The following is an 18,736-nucleotide window of genomic DNA, read 5'->3' as shown; positions in this document are numbered from 1 at the left end:
ACAGATGGAAAAAAGTTTAATAGTTAAATACATTCCAGATCGTTATAGTATATTTGCTGTTTTAGGTATAGTAGTTCTTTTTGCGATCATGCTTTTTCCTCTTCCTCCTTATCTTATCGATCTTATCTTAAGCCTTAATCTTTCTGTTTCTGTGTTAATTTTAATCATGACCATGCAAGTTAACAAACCCCTTGATTTTACAGGTTTCCCAGCTCTTTTACTTTTAACCACCCTCTTTAGGTTAGCCATGAACATAGCCACTACTAGGGTGATCCTACTTAAAGGACATGAAGGCACAGTGGCAGCTGGTTATATCATTAAAAGTTTTGGAGAAGTAGTTGTAGGGGGCAATTATATAGTTGGTTTTATCGTGTTTTTAATCCTGGTGTTGATAAATTTTGTGGTTATTACCAAAGGAGCTGGTAGGATTGCTGAAGTAGCAGCCAGATTTACACTGGATGCCATGCCAGGTAAACAAATGGCTATCGATGCAGACTTAAACGCAGGTCTAATAGATGAAAAAGAAGCCAAAAGAAGACGCGAAGAAATCGCTAAGGAAGCTGATTTTTACGGGGCGATGGATGGTGCCTCTAAGTTTATAAGAGGGGAAGCTATCGCAGGGCTTATTATCACTTCTATTAACATTATAGGAGGGATTCTTATCGGAACTTTACAAAAAGGTTTAGACCTTGCGACTTCAGCCAAAACTTATACCATCCTCACCATAGGAGACGGATTAGTCTCCCAGATTCCAGCTTTAATTGTTTCTACTTCAGCAGGTATTTTGGTTAGTAGAGCTGCAGCAGAAGCAGGGCTTGGTAAGGATTTAGTAATGCAATTTGCCCAAAAACCAGAGGTACTTTGGTTGGCAAGTGGTATAGTTTTAGCTATAGCCTTGATACCAGAATTTCCCTTTTTACCTCTTTTTATTTTTAGCGTAATCCTTTTTTCTTTAGGATATGTAGCCTATAAAAATCAGCAAAAGGTAGAGGCTGAAGAGGTAACTAAAGAAGAGGCTCCACAAGCTCCACCTGAATTAGAAGAAATAAGACCTGTAGAACTTCTGGCCTTAGAGTTAGGATATGCTTTGATTTATCTTGCTGACGAAAACAGAGGAGGAGATTTACTTGAAAGGATTAAAAACTTAAGGAAACATCTTGCCCAAGAGTTAGGGATAAGGATCCCTTCTGTTCATGTAAGAGATAATTTAAGTCTCAAACCTGGAGAATATGTGATACTGATAAAAGGAGTCGAAATAGCTAAGGGAGAGCTTATGCCAAACTATCTTATGGCTCTTCCCTCAACCCCTGACCTCTCTCCTCCTTCTGGAGCCATTCCTACTAAAGAGCCTACTTTTGGTATGACAGCCTATTTTATTCCTGAGGACCAAAAGGAAGAAGCAGAAATGACAGGTTTTACCGTAGTTACCCTTTCTACCGTTATAACTACTCATCTTTCTGAGGTGGTAAAAAAACATGCAGACGAATTCTTGACTAAACAAGAAGTTCAAAGGATCTTAGACAGTGTGAGTAAATATTATCCTAAAATAGTTGAAGAATGCTTAAACAATGCTAATTTAACTTTAATCCAAAAGGTATTACAAAACTTAATAAAAGAGGGTATTCCGTTGAAAGATTATGTCACCATTTTTGAAACCATAAGCGACTATGCTCCCTCTATAAAAGATCCTGACGTACTTACTGAATATGTAAGACAAAAGTTAAACAGGTATATAGTAAAACCATATTTAATCGACGGAAAGCTTCCTGCATTAGTAGTAGGAGATGATATAGAAGAAACCTTAAGAAAATCACTTCAAAGAACAGAGCAAGGAGTTTTTCTGATGATAGACCCTAAGATAGGAAGCAAAATAGTAGCAGCCTTAACCCAAGCAGTAGAAAGGGCAGGGCAAAAAAACATAGTCCCTGTTATTATCTGTAGTCCTACTATAAGAAGACATCTTAGAAAATTAATAGAAAGAAGTCTTTATTATGTTCCGGTAGTTTCGCAAGCAGAAATACCCTTTGAGGTTAACATTGAGGTATTAGAAGTAGTAAAGATAGTGAGAGAGTAGGATAAAAGATGAAGATCAAAAAGTTTAGAGGTAGAACGATTTTAGAGGCTTTAAATCAGGTTAAAAAGGAATTTGGGGAAGATGCAGTTATTTTGAACTCAGAAAAAGTAAAAACCGCAGAAGGAGATTTTTTTGAGATTACCGCAGCCATCGAAGAAACAGAGGTCCCTGTTGTCTCTCCGACTCTCGAAGACAAAAAGTCTAAAAACTTTTCTTATACCCTTGACCAAGAGTTAAAGAAAGATTTAGAAGAAATCAAAGAGCTTTTAAAAAAGGTTTTACATCCCCAGTTAAGAGATATCACTTACTTAAAATACTTAGAAAAAGGAGTACCAGCTTTTATAGCTAAAGAAATGGTTGAAAAAAAACTGGACCTTCCCGAGTATATTTCTGTTAAAATAAAAGAAAAAGGAGTGGTTCCTCATTCTAAATACCAAATTTTTATAGGAGAGGGTGGAGTAGGGAAGACCACAAATATTTTTAAAATAGCTGTTTGGTATAAATATAAATATGAAGCTAAGGTGTTGGTTTTAAGTTTAGACACTTATAAAATAGGAGGCGCTTTCCAGACAAAAAGGTTAGCAGAACTTTTGGAGATAGATTTTGACATAGTAGACATAGAAGATTTTAAAGAAATAGCCCAAAGTTTAAATAAATATGATTATATTTTAGTAGACACACCAGGGCTCAACAAAAAGTTTAGCACCCACGATTTAGAGGAACTTGCGCAAAGGCTACCGTTTTTAAGGTTCCAGTGGGTAGTTAAGGCTACAGAACATTTTGAGTTTGGTTTACGGTTGTGGGAAAAGATAGAAAAACTTCCGGTAGAGGGTGTATTTTTGACCTTTACAGATAAGATAAAAAATAGTTTACCTATACTTTGGTTGTTAGAAAGTAATCTTCCTCCTCTCACCTTTATCTCTAACGGAGAGAGAGTGCCTGAAGATTTGTTAAAGGCTGAGGAAGATGTCTTGATAAAACTTTTTTTAAGGGGTTTTGAATAAATAATTTGAAAATAAAAAAGCAGGAGGTTTTATGAGAAGCATAGCTGTGGCTAGTGGAAAGGGTGGGGTAGGTAAGACAAGCTTTGTGATAAACCTTTCGTTAGCCCTTACTCAACTACAACAAAAGGTACTGATTTTTGACGCAGACTTAGGATTGGCAAATGTGGATGTTATGTTAGGTATTTCTCCGAAATATGATATAAGATATGTGTTAAACGGTGAAATGAGCCTTAAGGATATTATCTATTCTACAGATTATAATATCGACATCATACCTGCAGGATCTGGAGTAGTAGAGCTTACCCATCTAACTTCTATGCAAAAACTTCTTCTAAAAGAGCAAATGGAAGAGGCTTTTAAAAATTATGATTACTTAATCTTTGATGCTTCAGCCGGTATTTCAGAAAACGTGTTGTTTTTCTTTTTATTAGGGGGGGAAAGGATAGTAATCTGTACCCCTGAACCTACCTCTATAGCCGATGCTTATGCCTTGATAAAAGTAGCCTATAAAAAACATCGTATTAAAGATTTTTATTTAGTAGTAAATATGATAAATCAAGAAGAAGATGGAAAAAAAATCTATCAGCAACTACTTTATGTACAAGAAAAATTTTTACCTGAGATAAAGCTTTCCTATCTCGGAGGAATTCCATATGATGAGTGTGTAAAAAAAGCCATCCGTTCTCAAGTTCCTTATCTTTTAATGTGTCCAGATAAACCTTGTAGCTTAAAAATTAAAGAAATAGCCTACAAACTTATGAAATACAATCCTCAAGCTTCTCAAGGGTTAGAGGCTTTTTTAGAGAGGGTGGTGTCTTTATGATAAAACTTTCTCGAAAAAGGATAGTGTATGGTTACTAAGATTATTAATAAAGTACTTTTTCAAAAGCCTCCTTTAGAAAAGGTGATAGAAGAGTTTTTACCAACTATCAACTACTGGGCTAATAGATATTCTTTTCAAGGGCAGCCTGTAATTAGTAAAGAAGATTTGGTGTCTGCAGGAGTTATAGGTTTAATAGAGGCTTATCATCGATATGATCCTACCAAAAAAGTTAAATTTAGAACCTTTGCTGAGTTTAGAATTAAAGGTGCGATGCTTGATGAAATTCGAAAAATAGATATAATACCAAGAAGTATAAGGGATAAAATTTCTGAATTAGAAAATAAAGTAAAAGATTTATATAAAGATTTAGGAAGAATGCCAGAAGAAACAGAGATTGCTGAGGCTATGAATTTAAGTTTAGACGAATATCATAAGCTTTTAGAAAACATTAAAGGAATTACTTTTATAGACATTCAAAGTTTTAAACAGAGAATTCCTGATTTAGAAGAAGAGGACATTTTTGAGTTTATAGGAGATAATAAAGAAGACCCTTTTGAAAAATATTCCTTAAAAGAATTACAGGAGGAGCTTGAAAAGGCTTTAGAACATCTTACCGAAAAGGAGCGTTTAGTTTTGGCTCTTTATTACTATGAAGGACTTACGATGAAAGAAATTGCAAAAGTTTTGGAGTGTACAGAAAGTAGAGTTTCTCAACTTCACAACCAAGCTATCATAAAACTTAGAAGTATTTTAAACCAACCTAAGAGAGGAGGGTAAGGAGTATGTCTTTAAACACTGATTTAAAAGTACTGGTAGTAGACGATTTTGCTACGATGAGAAAGATCATAAAAAACATCTTAACCCAGTTAGGTTTTAAAAATATCTTGGAAGCAGACGACGGAAGTTCTGCATTAGAACTATTAAAAAAAGAAAAAATAGACCTTATCATTTCTGACTGGAACATGCCTAAGATGAGTGGTCTTGATCTTTTAAAAGCAGTAAGAAACGACCCTAATCTTAAAGACATTCTCTTTGTAATGGTAACAGCTGAGGCACAAAAAGACAACGTTATAGAGGCTATAAAACACGGGGTTAATCAATATATAGTTAAGCCTTTTACCCCTGAAACTTTAAAGGAAAAATTAGAAAAAGTTTTAGGAGGATAGTTTGGAAGAAGAACTAAAAAAGGACTTAGAAGAGATCAAAAAAGATGTAGAACAAACTTCTTCAGAAGAAATAAAAGAATCATCTCAATATGAAAAACAAGAGGGGGTAAAAGTCGAACAGGAAACCAAGGAAGAAGTTCTTCCTCCTGAAAAAGCCTCTACGTTAGTAGAAGAATTGATAGAAAAACCTGAAGAGTCTGTTTCTAAAGAAATACCTTCAGAAAAGACACCTAAACCCTCTAAAATAAGTTATTTAGAAAAATTTAAAAATCCATGGATATGGGGTATATTAGGTTCTACTGTATTGCTTTTGACAGGTATTTTTTTAGTATTTAAAATCTTTTTTTTTAAAGAACCTCAGCAAACTTATAAGGTTGAGCCTCCCTCTGAAATAACCGAATCTTCGGTCGAGAAAAAAACACCTGTAAACGCCTCTGAAACTTCAAAGGTCTCTAAAATCATCATTTCTCAAATAGAACAAAAAGACACTTACTATCCCTATAAACTTGAAATGAAAGAACTTTTAATCCCTGTAGGAAATAAAGATTATTTAAATGTAGATGCGGTGTTCTATTTCGATAACAGCACCACGATGAAAGAAATCGTATTTTCAGAAACAGCTTACCGAGAATTTCTCTACGAAAAGCTACAAAAAGTACCTTTATCTGTTTGGTTTGATGGAAGCAAGAAAAAGGAATTAGAAGAAAATTTAAAAGAAGAAATCAAAAAAAAGGGACTAACTCCAGTGCCACAGAAAATAGAAATAGAGGGAGTGGTGTTTAGGGGTTAAGGATGAGTGGTTTGACTATTACTTTTTTGATCATTCTCGTGATGGTAGATCTTCTGATGATAGCAGGGTTTGTGTTTTTTTATCTAAAATTTAAAAAGGTGTTTGACCTTCCATGGGAAGAAATCAAAGAAAGTATAGAAAGGGCTCAAGAGTTGGTAAAAAAATTAGAAGAACTTCAAAAGGCATCAAAACCTTTAGCAGAAGGAAGGGGTAAAGATAGGTCGGTTAAAGACCAGGTTTTTTATCTTTCAGAAAGAGGTTTAAGTTCTAAAGAAATAGCTAAGCAGCTTAAAATAAGTGAAGCAGAGGTAGAGGTTATTTTATCCTCTAAAAAATTAAGGTAAAAATAAGATAAACCCATGCAAATAACAGCCCCTGCACCGATACTTTATCTTCCAGAAAACCTTTGGTTTCTTTTTAGTCGACCGGGTAGAGAGTTAGTTATCAGGGTTGTAGGAATAGAGGGTAAAACCTTAAATCTCGAGTTAGGAGGAGAAAAATTTCAAGCAAAGATAGCTGGGACAGTAAATCCAGAGGATTTTAAGGTCGGAGAAAATATCAGGGTAAAGGTTTTGCAAACAGGAAACCCGGTGGTACTTCAGGTTGTTTCTGGAGAAAAAACCAGTAGTGATTTAAAAATTTTATATATTCTATCTCAAGCAGGGAAAAAGGAAAATATTAACTCTTCTTATGTAAAAGAAGAATTAAATCTCCTTTCTACCTTATTCACAGATCTTTTTATCAAAAAAGACAAAAAAAATAAACCCTTAGAAGAAAGTATTAAAGAACTTTTAGGTGACAAAGTTAAAGCTGCAACTCTTTTTTACCAGGAAGATAGTTTTTTTATCCCCTTTCTGTTTAATGATGAACGTTCTTGGGGATACATAGAATTAGGTCCTCCTCAAGAAAGAAAAGGAAAAATCAAACTTTTTTATCTTAAGTTTTATGGAGAATATTTAGGACTGGTTGAATGTTTTTTCAGTTATGACGAAAAAGAAATACTTTTGGAACTTTATTTTTATAATAAGGAAGCATATGAACTTGCTAAGATGGAATATAAAAATTTAAAGAACCTCTTTCTTTTTAGCCAAAATAAGATTATAATTAAAATATCTTATGAAGAAAGTCTGCCAGGGTCTATAATAGAAAAACGTGTTTAAAAAGTTTTAAAGAGGTATGATAAGGATGAAAAAAGCAATGGTAGTAGACGATTCTAGTGCTATCAGGCAAATAGAGAGAAAATATCTAGAAGAGATGGGGTTTGAAGTATTAGAGGCGGAGAACGGAGAAGAAGCCTTAAAGGTTCTTAACGAGCATCCGGACGTTCAACTTATTTTACTTGACTGGCATATGCCAGTAATGAATGGTTATGAATTTCTATTAAAACTGCGTGCCAACCCTAAATGGTCTGATATCAAGGTTATGATGGTTACCACAGAAAACCAACAAAAAAGTGTAATAGATGCCATTCTAGCAGGGGCTAATGAATACTTGATGAAGCCTTTTGATAAAGAGATGCTTGAAACAAAGATTAAGTTTCTTTTAGAGGGGTTCTAAACTTATGATCCGTGTCCTTGTGGTTGATGATTCTGCTATCATGAGAAAATTGATAGTAGATATCTTAAAAGAAGAAAAAGATATAGAGGTGGTTGATACCGCCAAAAATGGTCGTGAAGCGATAGAAAAGGCTAAAGCTTTAAAGCCTGATGTCATAACGTTAGACATCGAAATGCCTGAGATGGATGGGCTTGAGGCATTAAAAATCCTCAAAAAAGAGGTACCATCTGCTAAGGTTATTATGTTTTCTTCTTTAACCCAAGAAGGAGCTAAAGCAACTATTGAGGCACTTGCTTTAGGGGCATACGACTTTGTTCCTAAACCTTCTACTAAATCTTTTTTAGAAAGTGTAAAACAGATCAAGGATCAGCTCATACCTAAAATAAAAAGCGTTGTTCCTATAAAAAGAATATCACTTATCTATCGTCCTTCTCCAGTTAAAAAGGTTTTAAAAAGAGATAATTTTAATGTTTTAGGAATAGGTGTTTCTACAGGGGGACCACAAACCTTGATGCAGATCATCCCCAAACTACCAAAAAATTTCCCTGTTCCTATCCTTATTGTTCAGCACATGCCTCCTATTTTTACTAGGCAACTTGCAGAACGACTTGATAGTCTTTCACAACTTAAAGTAAAAGAAGGAGAACAAGGAGAGCCTGTTAAATCTGGGGTGGTTTACATAGCCCCTGGAGATTTTCATATGGTAGTTAAAAAAGAGAACGAAATACATAAAATTCGTCTTCATCAAGGACCACCCAGAAATTTCTGCCGTCCTGCGGTAGATGAACTGTTTGAATCTATAGCCGAGACCTATGATGGAAGTTCGGTAGGACTTATTTTGACAGGTATGGGTAGCGATGGTAAAGAGGGGGCTAAAAAGATAAAAGAACAGGGTGGGGTAATTTTAGCACAAGATGCTGAAACATCAGTTGTCTTTGGAATGCCTAAGGCTGTAATAGAAGCTGGATTAGCAGATGAAGTTTTAAGCTTAGAGCAGATCCCTCAAAGGTTAAAAGAAATTTTTAAGGTACAAGAAAATGCAAAGAGAGATGTTTGAGTTTTTTACAACTTTAGTTGAAAAAATAAGTGGTATTTCCTACAAAGAAGGAAAAGAATATCTAATAGAAAGTAGATTAAACGAGCTTGCTTTAACCTTAGGATATAGAAATGTAGAGGAACTTTATAACGTAGTAAAATCAAGATCTGACTATAAGTTAATAAACGAGATTGTAGATTCTCTTACTACCAACGAGACCTACTTTTTTAGAGATCAACACCCCTTTGATACGTTAAAAAATTATATTTTTCCTGAGCTATTCAAAAAAAGAGAAAAAGAAAAGAAAATATCTATTTGGTCTGCCGCTTGTTCAACCGGTCAAGAGCCTTATAGCATTGCTTTACTTCTTCACGAATATTTCCAATCTTATTTAAAAACTTATCAAATAGATATCTATGCTACAGATATCTCCAAAAAAAGCATCGAAAAGGCTAAAACTGGAGTTTACAACCAAATAGAGGTCAACAGAGGATTACCTGTGGTGTTTTTGGTCAAGTATTTTAAACAAGAAGGAGCTCACTGGAAAATAAACGATAACCTAAAAAATATGGTCCGTTTTGAGATTTTAAACCTTCTTGAAGTCTCGCAAAAAGTAAAGACTAAATTTGATATTATTTTTTGTCGCTATGTTCTGATATATTTTTCTCAAGAAACCAAACAAAAAGTTTTTAGAGATTTGTGGAATGTATTAAACCCTGGCGGTTATTTAATTTTAGGAGCTACAGAGATAGCTCCGGTTTCTTTTCCAGATATGGAAAAGAAAATCTTAGGAAAAACCGTCTGTTATTATAAAAAAGATTAACTTCAAAAAACTTAGCCTATGGACTTTAGACAATTTAACTCCTTTGAAGAAGCTAAAAGATTTTTTAGAGAAACGGTTAAGAAACTTCATCCTGATAGAGGAGGAGATAAAGAAGCATTTTTAGAGTTTTTAAAAAGTTATGAGGAGTTTTTTCAATCCTATCAGACGGCTTCTAAAGTTAAAGTTTTAAAAAATCCTGTTTTAAAAGGAAATTATTTTTTTTCTGTTTTAGAGTTAACGGTAGAAGAGGTAGCCCTTGGGGGAAAAAAGAAAATTACCATCCCTGGAGAAGAGAAAGTCTGCCCAAAATGTGAAGGATTAGGTAAGAAAAAAGATGGTGCATATTCACAATGTGGTTTCTGTAAAGGCAGTGGTTTTGTAGAAACTTATGACCAAAGAAAAGAGGCGATCTCTTATCTTACCTGCCCTTATTGTAAAGGGCAGGGTGTCATCCTCACTGAAAAATGTGAAGAATGTAAAGGTAAAGGGTATGTTAAATTACTTAACGAGTTTTGGTTGGATATACCTTTAGGATTAAAAGAAGGAGATTATATATATGTAGAAAAGGAAAGTTTAGGGGTTGACTATGATCTTTATTTAGAAGTAATCATTAAACCTCATCCTTATTTCTCTCTTGAAGATGGAAACCTAAAATATCGCTGTCAAATTCCTTTTTGGGAGATTCTGTTAAACGATTTCATCACCATCAAAACCTTAGAAGGGGAAGAGGTGGTTTCTTCTTCCCTTTTTACAGAAGGCCAACCTGTAATCCTTAAGGGTAGAGGTCCCTTTTTTCCCAACGGAAAAAGGGGAAATTTAATCGTTGATTACCATATTTATTTACCTAAAAAACTTCCTCCCAAAGCAAAAGACTTACTCAAAAAAGTAGTAGAATTAATAGAAAAATAGAAAGTTTAGTCTTCTATTATCCCAGCAAAGTCTAAAAACACCTTCCATACTTCCTTTTTATGTTTTGGGAACTCTTCCAAGATAAGAGATTGCCATTTAGGTGGTTTTGGAGTTTTTAAAAGTTTTAATCCTGCTTCTTCAGGGGTTTTATTACCTTTTTTTAAGTTACATTTTTTACAACAAAGGACTACGTTTGTCCAAACAGTTTTTCCTCCTCGGCTCTTAGGGATTATATGATCTATAGTTCTATCCTTAGGATTTTTTAGAAATTTTCCACAATACTGACAGGTAAAACCATCGCGTAAAAACAAATTCTGTCTAGAAAAAATAACTTCAGTTTTAGGAAGTCTTTCATAAAAAGGTAAATATATAGCCTCAGGTATAAGTATAGAAATAGAAGGACTTTTAATTAACTGAGCCCCGTTTTCATAAAACTTGCTTACTTTTATCCATTCCTCAAACGTATGGGTAGTCCAATCTGAGGTTATTACCTTTGCAGTACCTTTAACTAAATGGCAAATAGCCTTCTGTACAGTAGTTATCTGTATTGCCTGGTAATACTTGTTTAAAACTAAAACCTTTTCGTTTAAAAGTGATTTTTTCATTTATTATAAGTTAAGGGTTTGTTTAAATCGTTTAAGCCATTCCAAGGCTTTTAAAGCTAAGTCTTCAGAAAGACTTCCTAAACCACAGGCAGGAGTAAACAAACTCTTTTTTAACAGTTCTTCCTCAGAAAATCCGAGCTTTACAGCAAGATCCTTCAACTGAGTCTCAAACTTTTTCATAATCTCTTCAAAACTTGTCTCTTTTAACTGAGTACTGTCTGTTGGTATAACTCCCCAGGCTAAATATTTATTCTCTTTTTTTAGAAAATTTCTAAGTTCTTCGGCATAAATACTTAATTTTTCGTAAAAATTAAAACTGTCAAAACTTAAGATATCTACTTCAGAGCTTAAAGGAAGATCCCAAGAGGTATTAGCACAGATGTGAATACCTATCATAAGGTTGAAGTTTTTTAAACCTGAGATTACCTCGTTTAACATGTTAAGGACTTCTTCTTTAGTAATGGTAATAAAAGATGATGAACCAAAACCTGCAAGACCTGGTTCATCAAGAAATAAAATTACGTTATAGGCGATCTCTTTAAGCTTTAATCCCTGAGCCAAGGCTTTAATCAGGACAAACTTGACGATAAGGTCTTTAAGGTCTTCCCTAAAAATGGGACTTTCTCCATTAGGTAGTTTTAAGCTTGAGGCTAAGGTAAAGGGGCCTGTGATTTGGCCTTTTACCATATTAGGTTTAATTTCAGAGGCTATTTCTAAAAAAAACTTAAAACCAAGGGCTGTAAATTCTGTAAGTTCAAAGTTAGCCAACTCAGACAACTGATTTTCTTCCATGATTTTCAGATAGTTTTCATAAAAGATCATCATCTGTTCTTCAAAGTCAGGAGAAGATATATCTAAGATTTCTTTTTCCCAGTTAAAACCTGGAAAGCCTTCGTTAAACTGAACGAGCATTCCTTCGTTTTTACGTTTAGATAGTTGAGGCCAAGCAGGTATGTCTAAGTATTCAAAAACCATTTTTACCGCTTTTTCAGGTTCAGAAAAAGGAAGACTGCCTATATGAGTGGTTTTTAAGTTTTGAACGATAGCCTCCATAAGATAAAACCCCCCTTAATCTTGAATAAATTACCAAAAACTTAAAAAAGTTTTTATAACTTTAACTAAAAATTTAGATAAAGGCAAGACAGAACAAAGAGTTTTTTCCAAGATTTTTATACAAGGTTCCTATAGGGTTCTTAAGATCAGAAACTTTATTTTACATAATATACATTATCGGAAGTTGTTTTTAAGGAACTACAGATGTAAATTATACAGACAGATTATAAAAATTTAGAAAGACTTTTCCAAACATTCCTTTCGAAAAAACTACCTTCTACATTTTCTTCCATTTCTAAAAACATTTCATAAGGAACAGCAAAAGTAAAAAGGTTATCTCCAAGTTGTTTTCTAACATTTTTTCTTGCTGAAAGGTCTGTCAATCCAACTACTGCTTTTTGTGGAACTGATTCTCTTTGTTTATACGCATAGATACCAATTGCCTGACACCCTGCACCCCAGGGAATGATTACACTATCCAAAAAACTGTTTCTCCCATAGTTTGCAAGAACAACAAGAGCAGAAAGTTGATGAGGGTTAACAGGAAAGACAATTACAACAGGTCTTTCTTCATGAATGTCTACATCTTTTAAAGGTTTAAACACCACATATTTTGTCGGAACTTCCATCATAGGTAACTCTTCTACAAACTTTTTTACCTGTTCAGGAGTTTTCAAATACCTTTCTCCTTCTAAAAAATCTTCAAGAAATTCTTTAGTTACATACGGTTTTAGATTTTCTGCTACAATTTTACCCTTCTCCCAGTTTTTATTTCCTGAAGAAAGAAAATAATAAAAACACTCAATCCCTCCTGGGAAATCAAGATATTTATTTCCAAAACCTAACCCCACTCCTCCACCCCAACATCCATAAGTTTTTCTGTCAAAAACAGCTGTTTTTCCTTTTGCTACATTTACAAAAAGCCACATTACACATCCCCATCTTCCTTCTTTAAATTGTAAAGCATTTTCAGGTTTTACATCCGACCATATTACAGCAACTGGATTAAATTGCATTTTTAAAGCTTCTGCAATTTTACTTATCATTTTTTTCCTCCTGCAATAATTTTTATAACAAAATATGACGATATAAAATAATTTTGTAACCAAGCTTAAAGACTACTCAGTCTTAAAAATCTTATACACCACAGAAAAGTCTAGATGACCTAAATCTTTGCTTCTGGCAAAACCGTAAACCTCTTTTACGTTCTGCAGAACCATGCTAAAGGCTTTAAAATCTTTGAATAAGTCCTGAGCATAGTGAAGGTCTTTATACATCAACTCAACAGAAAAATGCGGTTCAAATTTCCCTTCAAGAAGCTTTTGTTTTTTTACTTCAAGAACATAAGACCGTCCTGCACCCTTAGAAAGCACCTCTAAAAGAAGTTCCTTTTCTAAACCAGCCTTTTCTCCTATGGCCATAGCTTCAGCAAGAACTGCCATGTAACCACCTAATACTATGTTATTTATAAGTTTAAGTTTAGTAGCTTTTCCTATTTCACCTAAGTAAATCATATTACGACAAAATTTTTCAAAAATACCTTTTGTTTCCTCAAACTTATTTCGATCACCACCAACCAAAACAGTTAACTCACCCCTTTGTGCCGGGATAACAGAACCAAGCAGAGGAGCTTCTAAATAATACGCCCCTTTTTGTTTTAACTCTTTTTCGGCTTCAACCACATATCGATAATGGTTGGTAGTTAAATCTATGATGGTCTTCCCCTGAATATCACCCTCGACAAGACCGTCTTTTCCAAAAATAATCTTTTTGGAAGCCTCACTGTCAGAAACTATAATAAAAACTTTATCTACCATAGAAATCAAATCTTTGGGTGTTTCTACCAAGTCAAGTCCCAACTGTTTAGCTTTTTCTTTAGACCTATTCCAAACGATTAACCCAACACCTTGCGAAATTAATCTTTTAGCTATCTCTATACCTAAGGTACCAAGCCCTATAAAACCTATCTTCATAAAGTCTACCTCCTGTTTTTGTTTTTAATTTTATTTTAATTAAAAACATATGATAAGACAAGAAAACTTCGTCTACTCTTTTAAAATACAAGAAATGCAGCTTTATAAAATAAAGGAAGATGTTATAATTACCACCAAAGACTACTTATCAAGGAGGTTTAACTTGAAGTCCTGGATTATTTATGTATTTGGGAGATGGATATTACTTTCTGGAATAGCTGGGGCCTTGATGCAGTATCTATTAAGTGATATGTTAAAAATCCATACCATACCCGCTTTTTTACTCAACCAATTCATCTTAGCTAATGTATTCTGGTTTATAGATAAAGCCATCTTTAAAGGTTATTTTAGTATTCCACATATTACTCTCTGGCAGATAGAAAAAAACGTAAAGTGCGCTGATTGCGGGACTGTTGGCGAAGGTTATAGAGTAGTAAAAGCCAAAAACTATGATCGTTTGAACGACCCCGAACCCGAATTTAGATGTCCAACCTGCAGAGAACGTAAACTTGAAGAATTAAGAAAAAGAGGTATAGAGGTGTAAGGATGAAAATATTAATCTTTGGCTTAGGTGCTTTAGGAACGGTTTTTGCTGTTTCTCTAAAGAATGCTGGGCACACTGTCTATGCCTTTGTCAAAGAAAAATATCTTGATCAGCTAACCAATAAACCTCTTCAAATAACTGGACTTTTTGGTCACAAACAAGCTTATATAGACCGATATTTTACCAACCCAGAGGATTTAAATTTGGTAGAGCTTGATTTGATAGTCCTTACTGTAAAAGCTTTTGACACCGAAAAGGCTCTTTCTCAGATAAAAAATTTTATTAAGCCTAACACACTGCTTTTGATAGCTCAAAATGGCTATGGAAATTACGAAAAAGCTATCCAAATTTTTCCTAAAAATCAAGTAATCCTTTCAAGGATTATCTTTGGAGCTAAAGTAATTTCACCAGGAATGGCAGAAGTAACTGTTTTTGGAGATGATGTCGTCATAGGTCAACCAGAAAAAGCCATTCCTAAAGAAACTTTAGAAAAAATAGCCCAAATCTTCACCCAGGCAGGTATACCTACCAGGGTTTCGGAAGATGTATATGCCATCCTATGGGAGAAAATCATCTACAATTCAGCCTTAAACCCTTTAGGTGCCCTTTTAGAAAGAACCTATGGGGAGCTTGCTGAAAACTATGAAACTCGATTTATCATGGACCAAATAATAGACGAAATTTTCACAGTTTTAAAGACATACAACATCCAGCTTAGATGGAAATCTTCTGAGGAATATAAAGAGCACTTTTATCAAAGACTTATTCCTCCTACAGCCGGTCATTATCCCTCTATGTATTATGACCTCAAAAACGGTAAAAAGACAGAAATAGACGCTTTAAATGGTGCCATCGTAAACCTTGCAGAGCAGAAAGGATTAGAAACTCCGGTTAACAAGTTTATTACCCTTCTGGTAAAACTTAGAGAAAAAGTCACTTAATCTTTTATCCAAAACGATCACCCTTTCACTTTTTAATTTTTAAAATACATCTTGACATATTGCTATTTTGCTATATTTTAAAAATTATATCTAAAAGGAGTGTTATAACATGAATAAAATGTATCAATTCTCTAAGTTGTTTAAAGCCCTTTCAGACCCAACTAGACTTGAAATCATCGTTTATTTATCGATAAGACCTCATTGTGTATGTGAGTTAGTAAACCTTATAGGTTCTTCTCAACCTACAATTTCAAGACATCTTCAAGTATTAACTGAGGCAGGAATAACGTCTTATCAAAAAACTAAATCGTTTATTGTATATAAACTTTCACCAAAAGATGAATTTATAGCCAAAGTTATAAAGGAGTTGCTTGAAGAAATGAAAAAGCAATCTTTATATACAAGTTTATCCGCTAAAACTACTCTTGAGTCTGAATTCGTAAAACCAGACAGATAAAACCTGATAACAAGAGGTATATTTTAAATGTTAAAAGAACTTAAGTTTTTGTTGATTGCGGCGTTTGTTTTTTTGTTCTTTTATTTCTTACCTGCTGAACAAAGGGTTATAGAAGGTTTAAAAGAAGCTGTCTATTTAACGCATGAATATGCAAGAGAACACGTAATTTTTTGTTTATTACCAGCACTTTTCATAGCAGGCGCTATTTCCACTTTTCTCTCAGAGGCTTCTGTGATGAAATATTTAGGAGCACAGGCTCCAAAAGTTGTTTCCTATAGCGTAGCCAGTGTTTCAGGAACCATTCTTGCTGTTTGTTCTTGCACCGTCCTTCCTATTTTTGCGGGGATTTATTTTAGAGGAGCAGGCATTGGTCCTGCTACTACCTTTCTTTATTCTGGTCCTGCTATCAACGTATTAGCTATAGTGCTTACAGGGAAAATCTTAGGTATCCACATAGGGATGGCAAGAGCCATAGGGGCTATAGCAGGAAGTATCATAGTAGGATTACTTATGGCCTATATTTTTAGAAAAGAAGAAATAAAAAGGTTAGGTGAAGTAGAAATTCCTCAAACCTTAAAAACCATTCCTTTTTACCAGAAGGTGGTATTACTCTCAACTTTGGTTGGTGTTCTTATTTTTGCTACCTGGGGTGCTAAAGAAGGTTTAGCAGGATTTATCTTTTCTATAAAATGGTATCTTGTCTGTTTTTTAGCCATATTAATTGGAATACAAGTGGTTTTTTGGTTTAAAGTTTCAGCTATTTATTTAATACTCACTGGATTTTTTGTGGTTTTAACGCAATTGTTGTTACATGAAAAGGAGATATCCTTCCTTGTAGGTTTGGTAGGTTTTAGCTACGCTCTTTATAAGACAAAAGGAGACATGGAAAAATGGTTTCAAAGCACCTATCTTTTAGGTAAACAAATTTTACCTTTACTTCTGGCTGGGGTTTTTGTGGCAGGTTTCTTTTTAGGAAGACCGGGACACGAAGCCTTTATACCTTCTTTCTATGTCAACTCTTTAGTAGGAGGTAATTCCCTTTTAGCCAACTTTTTTGCCAGTGTAGTAGGAGTTTTGATGTATTTTGCTACTTTAACTGAAGTTCCGATCATCCAGGGGCTTTTAGGGGCTGGTATGGGATATGGCCCTGCCCTTGCTCTTTTACTTACCGGTCCAAGTGTAAGTTTACCAAGCCTTTTAGTCTTAAAAAGTATCTGGGGGGTTAAGAAAACTTTAGTTTACGCAGTTATAGTAATCTTTTTAGGCACCATTTCTGGATATATTTTTGGAATGATATACTCTTAAGGAAACTTTAAAAATAATGGAGGGGGTTGGTTATGCAGAGGTTTGTAAAAGTTTTTGGAACAGGTTGTTTAAAATGTGAAACCCTTTATGAAAACGTTAAAAAAGCTGCTCAAGAATTAGGAATAGAAGTTTTTATAGAAAAGGTTCAAGATATCAAACAAATGGCACTTTTTGGTGTGTTAAAAACACCTGGCTTGTGGATAGACGGACAGTTAGTTTCTCAGGGGGAGTTATTGTCTGTAGAAGATGTTAAAAAACTTCTTTCAAAGTAACTGAAAGAGTTTACCCTTTTCTAACTTAAAGATTTTATTGCTAACCTCTTTGAGGAAATCTTTTTCATGAGAAACGATAAGATAGGTAGATTGTGTTTTTAAAAATTCTATGAGTTTGGCTTTACTTTGTTCATCAAGTCCTGCAGAAGGTTCATCCAAAAGATAACATACTGGATTCATGGCAAAAATTCCTGCTAAGGCAACCAACCTTTTTTCCCCACCTGAAAGTTTATAAACTGGACGTTCCAAGAGATGGGTTATTCCAAAAAAGTGGGCTACTTTATCTATTATCTCTTTAACTTCTTCATGACTTTTTCCCAAGTTAAGAGGACCAAAGGCTATGTCTTCTTTAACCGTAGGACAAAAAAGTTGAGAGTCTGAATCTTGGAATAAAAGCCCTATTCTTTGTCTAACCTCTATAAAGTCTTTTTCTTCTTTTCTTTCTTTTTCTAAAATAATTATCTTTCCTTTTAAAGGTTTAAGAAACCCCATGATAATGTAAAGAAGGGTGGTTTTACCTGCTCCGTTAGGACCTATAAGACCTATTCTATCCCCTACCCTAACCTCTAAGTCTAAATCATCAAGAATCACACGGTCGTTATACTTAAAAACTAGACCTTTTATGTCTATAACTTTTTCCATAGAGAAGGTATTATACTTAAAAAAAGAAAATTAAAAAGATAGCCGTTAAGAAAAAGATACCAAAAAACAGGTCTACAGGTTTTAGATAAAAATGGTTTAAAATAGGAAAAAAACCTTTAAATCCGCGAGCTAGCATCGCTCGGTAAACTTCTTCGGACCTCTCAAAGCTTTTGATCAAAAGAAAAGCTACCAGATAACCATAGGTTTTGTAAGTTTGAAGACTGTTTTTAGGTACAAAACCTCTGGCTAATGCTGCCCTCTTGATTTTAAGATACTCCTCGTGCAGCACGGTGATATATCGGTAAAAAACAAAAAATACAGTCACAAGTTTTGCAGGAACCTTGAAATGAAGCAAGGCATGAGCCAACATAAAAACGTTTGAAGTGCCAAGTAACGCAATAGTAGCCATCAAGATAGCATTACATTTTAAGGTAATAAGTAAAGCCTGATATACCCCTTCAGCACTAATCTTCAGATAAGGAGTTTCTATAAGGTAAGGGTTTGACTTATACATAAAAGGAATAAAAACCCAAAAGAACACCAAAAAAACATTGGCCGGAAATAAACGGGCTAATACCTTTTTAAATTCAAGCTTTGCCAAAAACACAAGCCCAAAACCAATAAGAAAATAAACGAAGGGATGTAGAAAGCCCTTAGCACCTACACAAAAGATTACAAAAACTATAAAACTTACAAGTTTAACCCTTGGGTCAAGGATATGTAAAAGAGACCTTCCTTCTGCAAAAACCTCTAAATGCATTT

22 protein-coding genes and 1 pseudogene are annotated in these 18,736 nt (G+C 34.3%); 17 read left to right on the top strand and 6 right to left on the bottom strand.

The window, feature by feature from the left end:
* Positions 1–4: 4 nt before the first annotated feature.
* From flhA to HL41_RS02465, 12 genes are read left to right on the top strand one after another with little or no spacing between them, the layout of a single operon-like run.
* On the top strand, positions 5–2,074 hold the full coding sequence (gene flhA / locus HL41_RS02520) for a flagellar biosynthesis protein FlhA (protein WP_038061163.1): 2,070 nt from the start codon (positions 5–7) through the stop codon (positions 2,072–2,074).
* 8 nt (positions 2,075–2,082) lie between these two features.
* Complete coding sequence (locus tag HL41_RS02515; protein WP_022855122.1) at positions 2,083–3,078, top strand: flagellar biosynthesis protein FlhF; 996 nt, start codon at positions 2,083–2,085, stop codon at positions 3,076–3,078.
* A 31-nt stretch (positions 3,079–3,109) separates the two neighbouring features.
* Positions 3,110–3,901 carry a MinD/ParA family protein gene (locus HL41_RS02510; protein ID WP_038061161.1) on the top strand — a complete coding sequence of 264 codons (792 nt, stop codon included), beginning with the start codon at positions 3,110–3,112 and terminating at the stop codon, positions 3,899–3,901.
* A 27-nt stretch (positions 3,902–3,928) separates the two neighbouring features.
* Positions 3,929–4,678 carry a sigma-70 family RNA polymerase sigma factor gene (locus tag HL41_RS02505; protein ID WP_051754454.1) on the top strand — a complete coding sequence of 250 codons (750 nt, stop codon included), beginning with the start codon at positions 3,929–3,931 and terminating at the stop codon, positions 4,676–4,678.
* 5 nt (positions 4,679–4,683) lie between these two features.
* Entirely contained in the window at positions 4,684–5,067 is a 384-nt protein-coding gene (locus HL41_RS02500) for a chemotaxis response regulator CheY (protein WP_028840748.1), read from the top strand.
* Between the two features lies 1 nt (position 5,068).
* Entirely contained in the window at positions 5,069–5,857 is a 789-nt protein-coding gene (locus HL41_RS02495) for a hypothetical protein (RefSeq protein WP_038061158.1), read from the top strand.
* 2 nt (positions 5,858–5,859) lie between these two features.
* A complete protein-coding gene (locus HL41_RS02490; protein ID WP_038061155.1) occupies positions 5,860–6,201 on the top strand; it encodes a helix-turn-helix domain-containing protein in 342 nt (113 codons plus the stop codon).
* Between the two features lie 15 nt (positions 6,202–6,216).
* On the top strand, positions 6,217–7,017 hold the full coding sequence (locus HL41_RS02485) for a hypothetical protein (RefSeq protein ID WP_038061152.1): 801 nt from the start codon (positions 6,217–6,219) through the stop codon (positions 7,015–7,017).
* Between the two features lie 16 nt (positions 7,018–7,033).
* Positions 7,034–7,414, top strand: a complete 381-nt coding sequence (locus HL41_RS02480) for a response regulator (RefSeq protein ID WP_235181306.1) — start codon at positions 7,034–7,036, stop codon at positions 7,412–7,414.
* A 4-nt stretch (positions 7,415–7,418) separates the two neighbouring features.
* The gene (locus tag HL41_RS02475; protein WP_038061147.1) at positions 7,419–8,471 is read left to right on the top strand and encodes a protein-glutamate methylesterase/protein-glutamine glutaminase; all 1,053 of its coding nucleotides are present in this window, start codon (positions 7,419–7,421) and stop codon (positions 8,469–8,471) included.
* Positions 8,464–9,273, top strand: a complete 810-nt coding sequence (locus HL41_RS02470) for a CheR family methyltransferase (RefSeq protein WP_235181305.1) — start codon at positions 8,464–8,466, stop codon at positions 9,271–9,273. Before HL41_RS02475 ends, HL41_RS02470 begins: the two co-directional genes overlap by 8 nt.
* A gap of 18 nt (positions 9,274–9,291) precedes the next feature.
* A complete protein-coding gene (locus tag HL41_RS02465) occupies positions 9,292–10,182 on the top strand; it encodes a DnaJ C-terminal domain-containing protein (protein WP_038061141.1) in 891 nt (296 codons plus the stop codon).
* Positions 10,183–10,187: 5 nt separating this feature from the next.
* Here the strand turns inward: HL41_RS02465 and HL41_RS02460 are convergent, their stop codons facing one another.
* The 4 genes and pseudogenes from HL41_RS02460 to HL41_RS09945 all read right to left on the bottom strand — a co-directional run.
* Positions 10,188–10,787, bottom strand: a complete 600-nt coding sequence (locus tag HL41_RS02460; protein ID WP_038061139.1) for an HNH endonuclease — start codon at positions 10,785–10,787, stop codon at positions 10,188–10,190.
* Positions 10,788–10,790: 3 nt separating this feature from the next.
* A complete protein-coding gene (locus tag HL41_RS02455) occupies positions 10,791–11,840 on the bottom strand; it encodes a uroporphyrinogen decarboxylase/cobalamine-independent methonine synthase family protein (protein WP_038061137.1) in 1,050 nt (349 codons plus the stop codon).
* A 224-nt stretch (positions 11,841–12,064) separates the two neighbouring features.
* Positions 12,065–12,886 carry a DUF169 domain-containing protein gene (locus HL41_RS02450; RefSeq protein WP_038061135.1) on the bottom strand — a complete coding sequence of 274 codons (822 nt, stop codon included), beginning with the start codon at positions 12,884–12,886 and terminating at the stop codon, positions 12,065–12,067.
* A 72-nt stretch (positions 12,887–12,958) separates the two neighbouring features.
* Positions 12,959–13,819, bottom strand: a pseudogene (locus tag HL41_RS09945) (NAD(P)-dependent oxidoreductase); the annotation flags it as partial.
* A gap of 43 nt (positions 13,820–13,862) precedes the next feature.
* Between HL41_RS09945 and HL41_RS02440 the strand changes: the two are divergent.
* The 5 genes from HL41_RS02440 to HL41_RS02420 all read left to right on the top strand — a co-directional run bounded on the left by HL41_RS02440 (position 13,863) and on the right by HL41_RS02420 (position 17,332).
* A complete protein-coding gene (locus HL41_RS02440) occupies positions 13,863–14,357 on the top strand; it encodes a hypothetical protein (protein ID WP_235181304.1) in 495 nt (164 codons plus the stop codon).
* A gap of 2 nt (positions 14,358–14,359) precedes the next feature.
* Positions 14,360–15,298 carry a ketopantoate reductase family protein gene (locus tag HL41_RS02435; protein ID WP_038061132.1) on the top strand — a complete coding sequence of 313 codons (939 nt, stop codon included), beginning with the start codon at positions 14,360–14,362 and terminating at the stop codon, positions 15,296–15,298.
* Between the two features lie 109 nt (positions 15,299–15,407).
* A complete protein-coding gene (locus tag HL41_RS02430; RefSeq protein ID WP_051754453.1) occupies positions 15,408–15,755 on the top strand; it encodes an ArsR/SmtB family transcription factor in 348 nt (115 codons plus the stop codon).
* A 27-nt stretch (positions 15,756–15,782) separates the two neighbouring features.
* Positions 15,783–17,060: a permease gene (locus HL41_RS02425; RefSeq protein ID WP_038061130.1), complete on the top strand. Its 1,278-nt coding sequence runs from the start codon at positions 15,783–15,785 to the stop codon at positions 17,058–17,060.
* Positions 17,061–17,092: 32 nt separating this feature from the next.
* Complete coding sequence (locus tag HL41_RS02420; RefSeq protein WP_038041279.1) at positions 17,093–17,332, top strand: thioredoxin family protein; 240 nt, start codon at positions 17,093–17,095, stop codon at positions 17,330–17,332.
* Here HL41_RS02420 and HL41_RS02415 read toward each other — a convergent pair.
* Together HL41_RS02415 and cbiQ are read right to left on the bottom strand one after the other, a co-directional pair.
* Positions 17,324–17,974, bottom strand: a complete 651-nt coding sequence (locus HL41_RS02415; protein ID WP_038061129.1) for an energy-coupling factor ABC transporter ATP-binding protein — start codon at positions 17,972–17,974, stop codon at positions 17,324–17,326. The two genes, HL41_RS02420 and HL41_RS02415, sit on opposite strands and share 9 nt — an antisense overlap.
* 16 nt (positions 17,975–17,990) lie before the next feature.
* Positions 17,991–18,734 (bottom strand): cobalt ECF transporter T component CbiQ, encoded by a 744-nt coding sequence (cbiQ, locus tag HL41_RS02410; protein WP_038061127.1) that lies wholly within the window; start codon positions 18,732–18,734, stop codon positions 17,991–17,993.
* Between the last annotated feature and the right edge of the window lie 2 nt (positions 18,735–18,736).

Origin of the sequence: Thermodesulfobacterium commune DSM 2178 (assembly GCF_000734015.1) — a bacterium.
Lineage (GTDB): Bacteria > Desulfobacterota > Thermodesulfobacteria > Thermodesulfobacteriales > Thermodesulfobacteriaceae > Thermodesulfobacterium > Thermodesulfobacterium commune.
The sequence above is the reverse complement of the archived record's forward strand: the minus strand, read 5'-3'. Positions and strand labels throughout refer to the sequence as shown.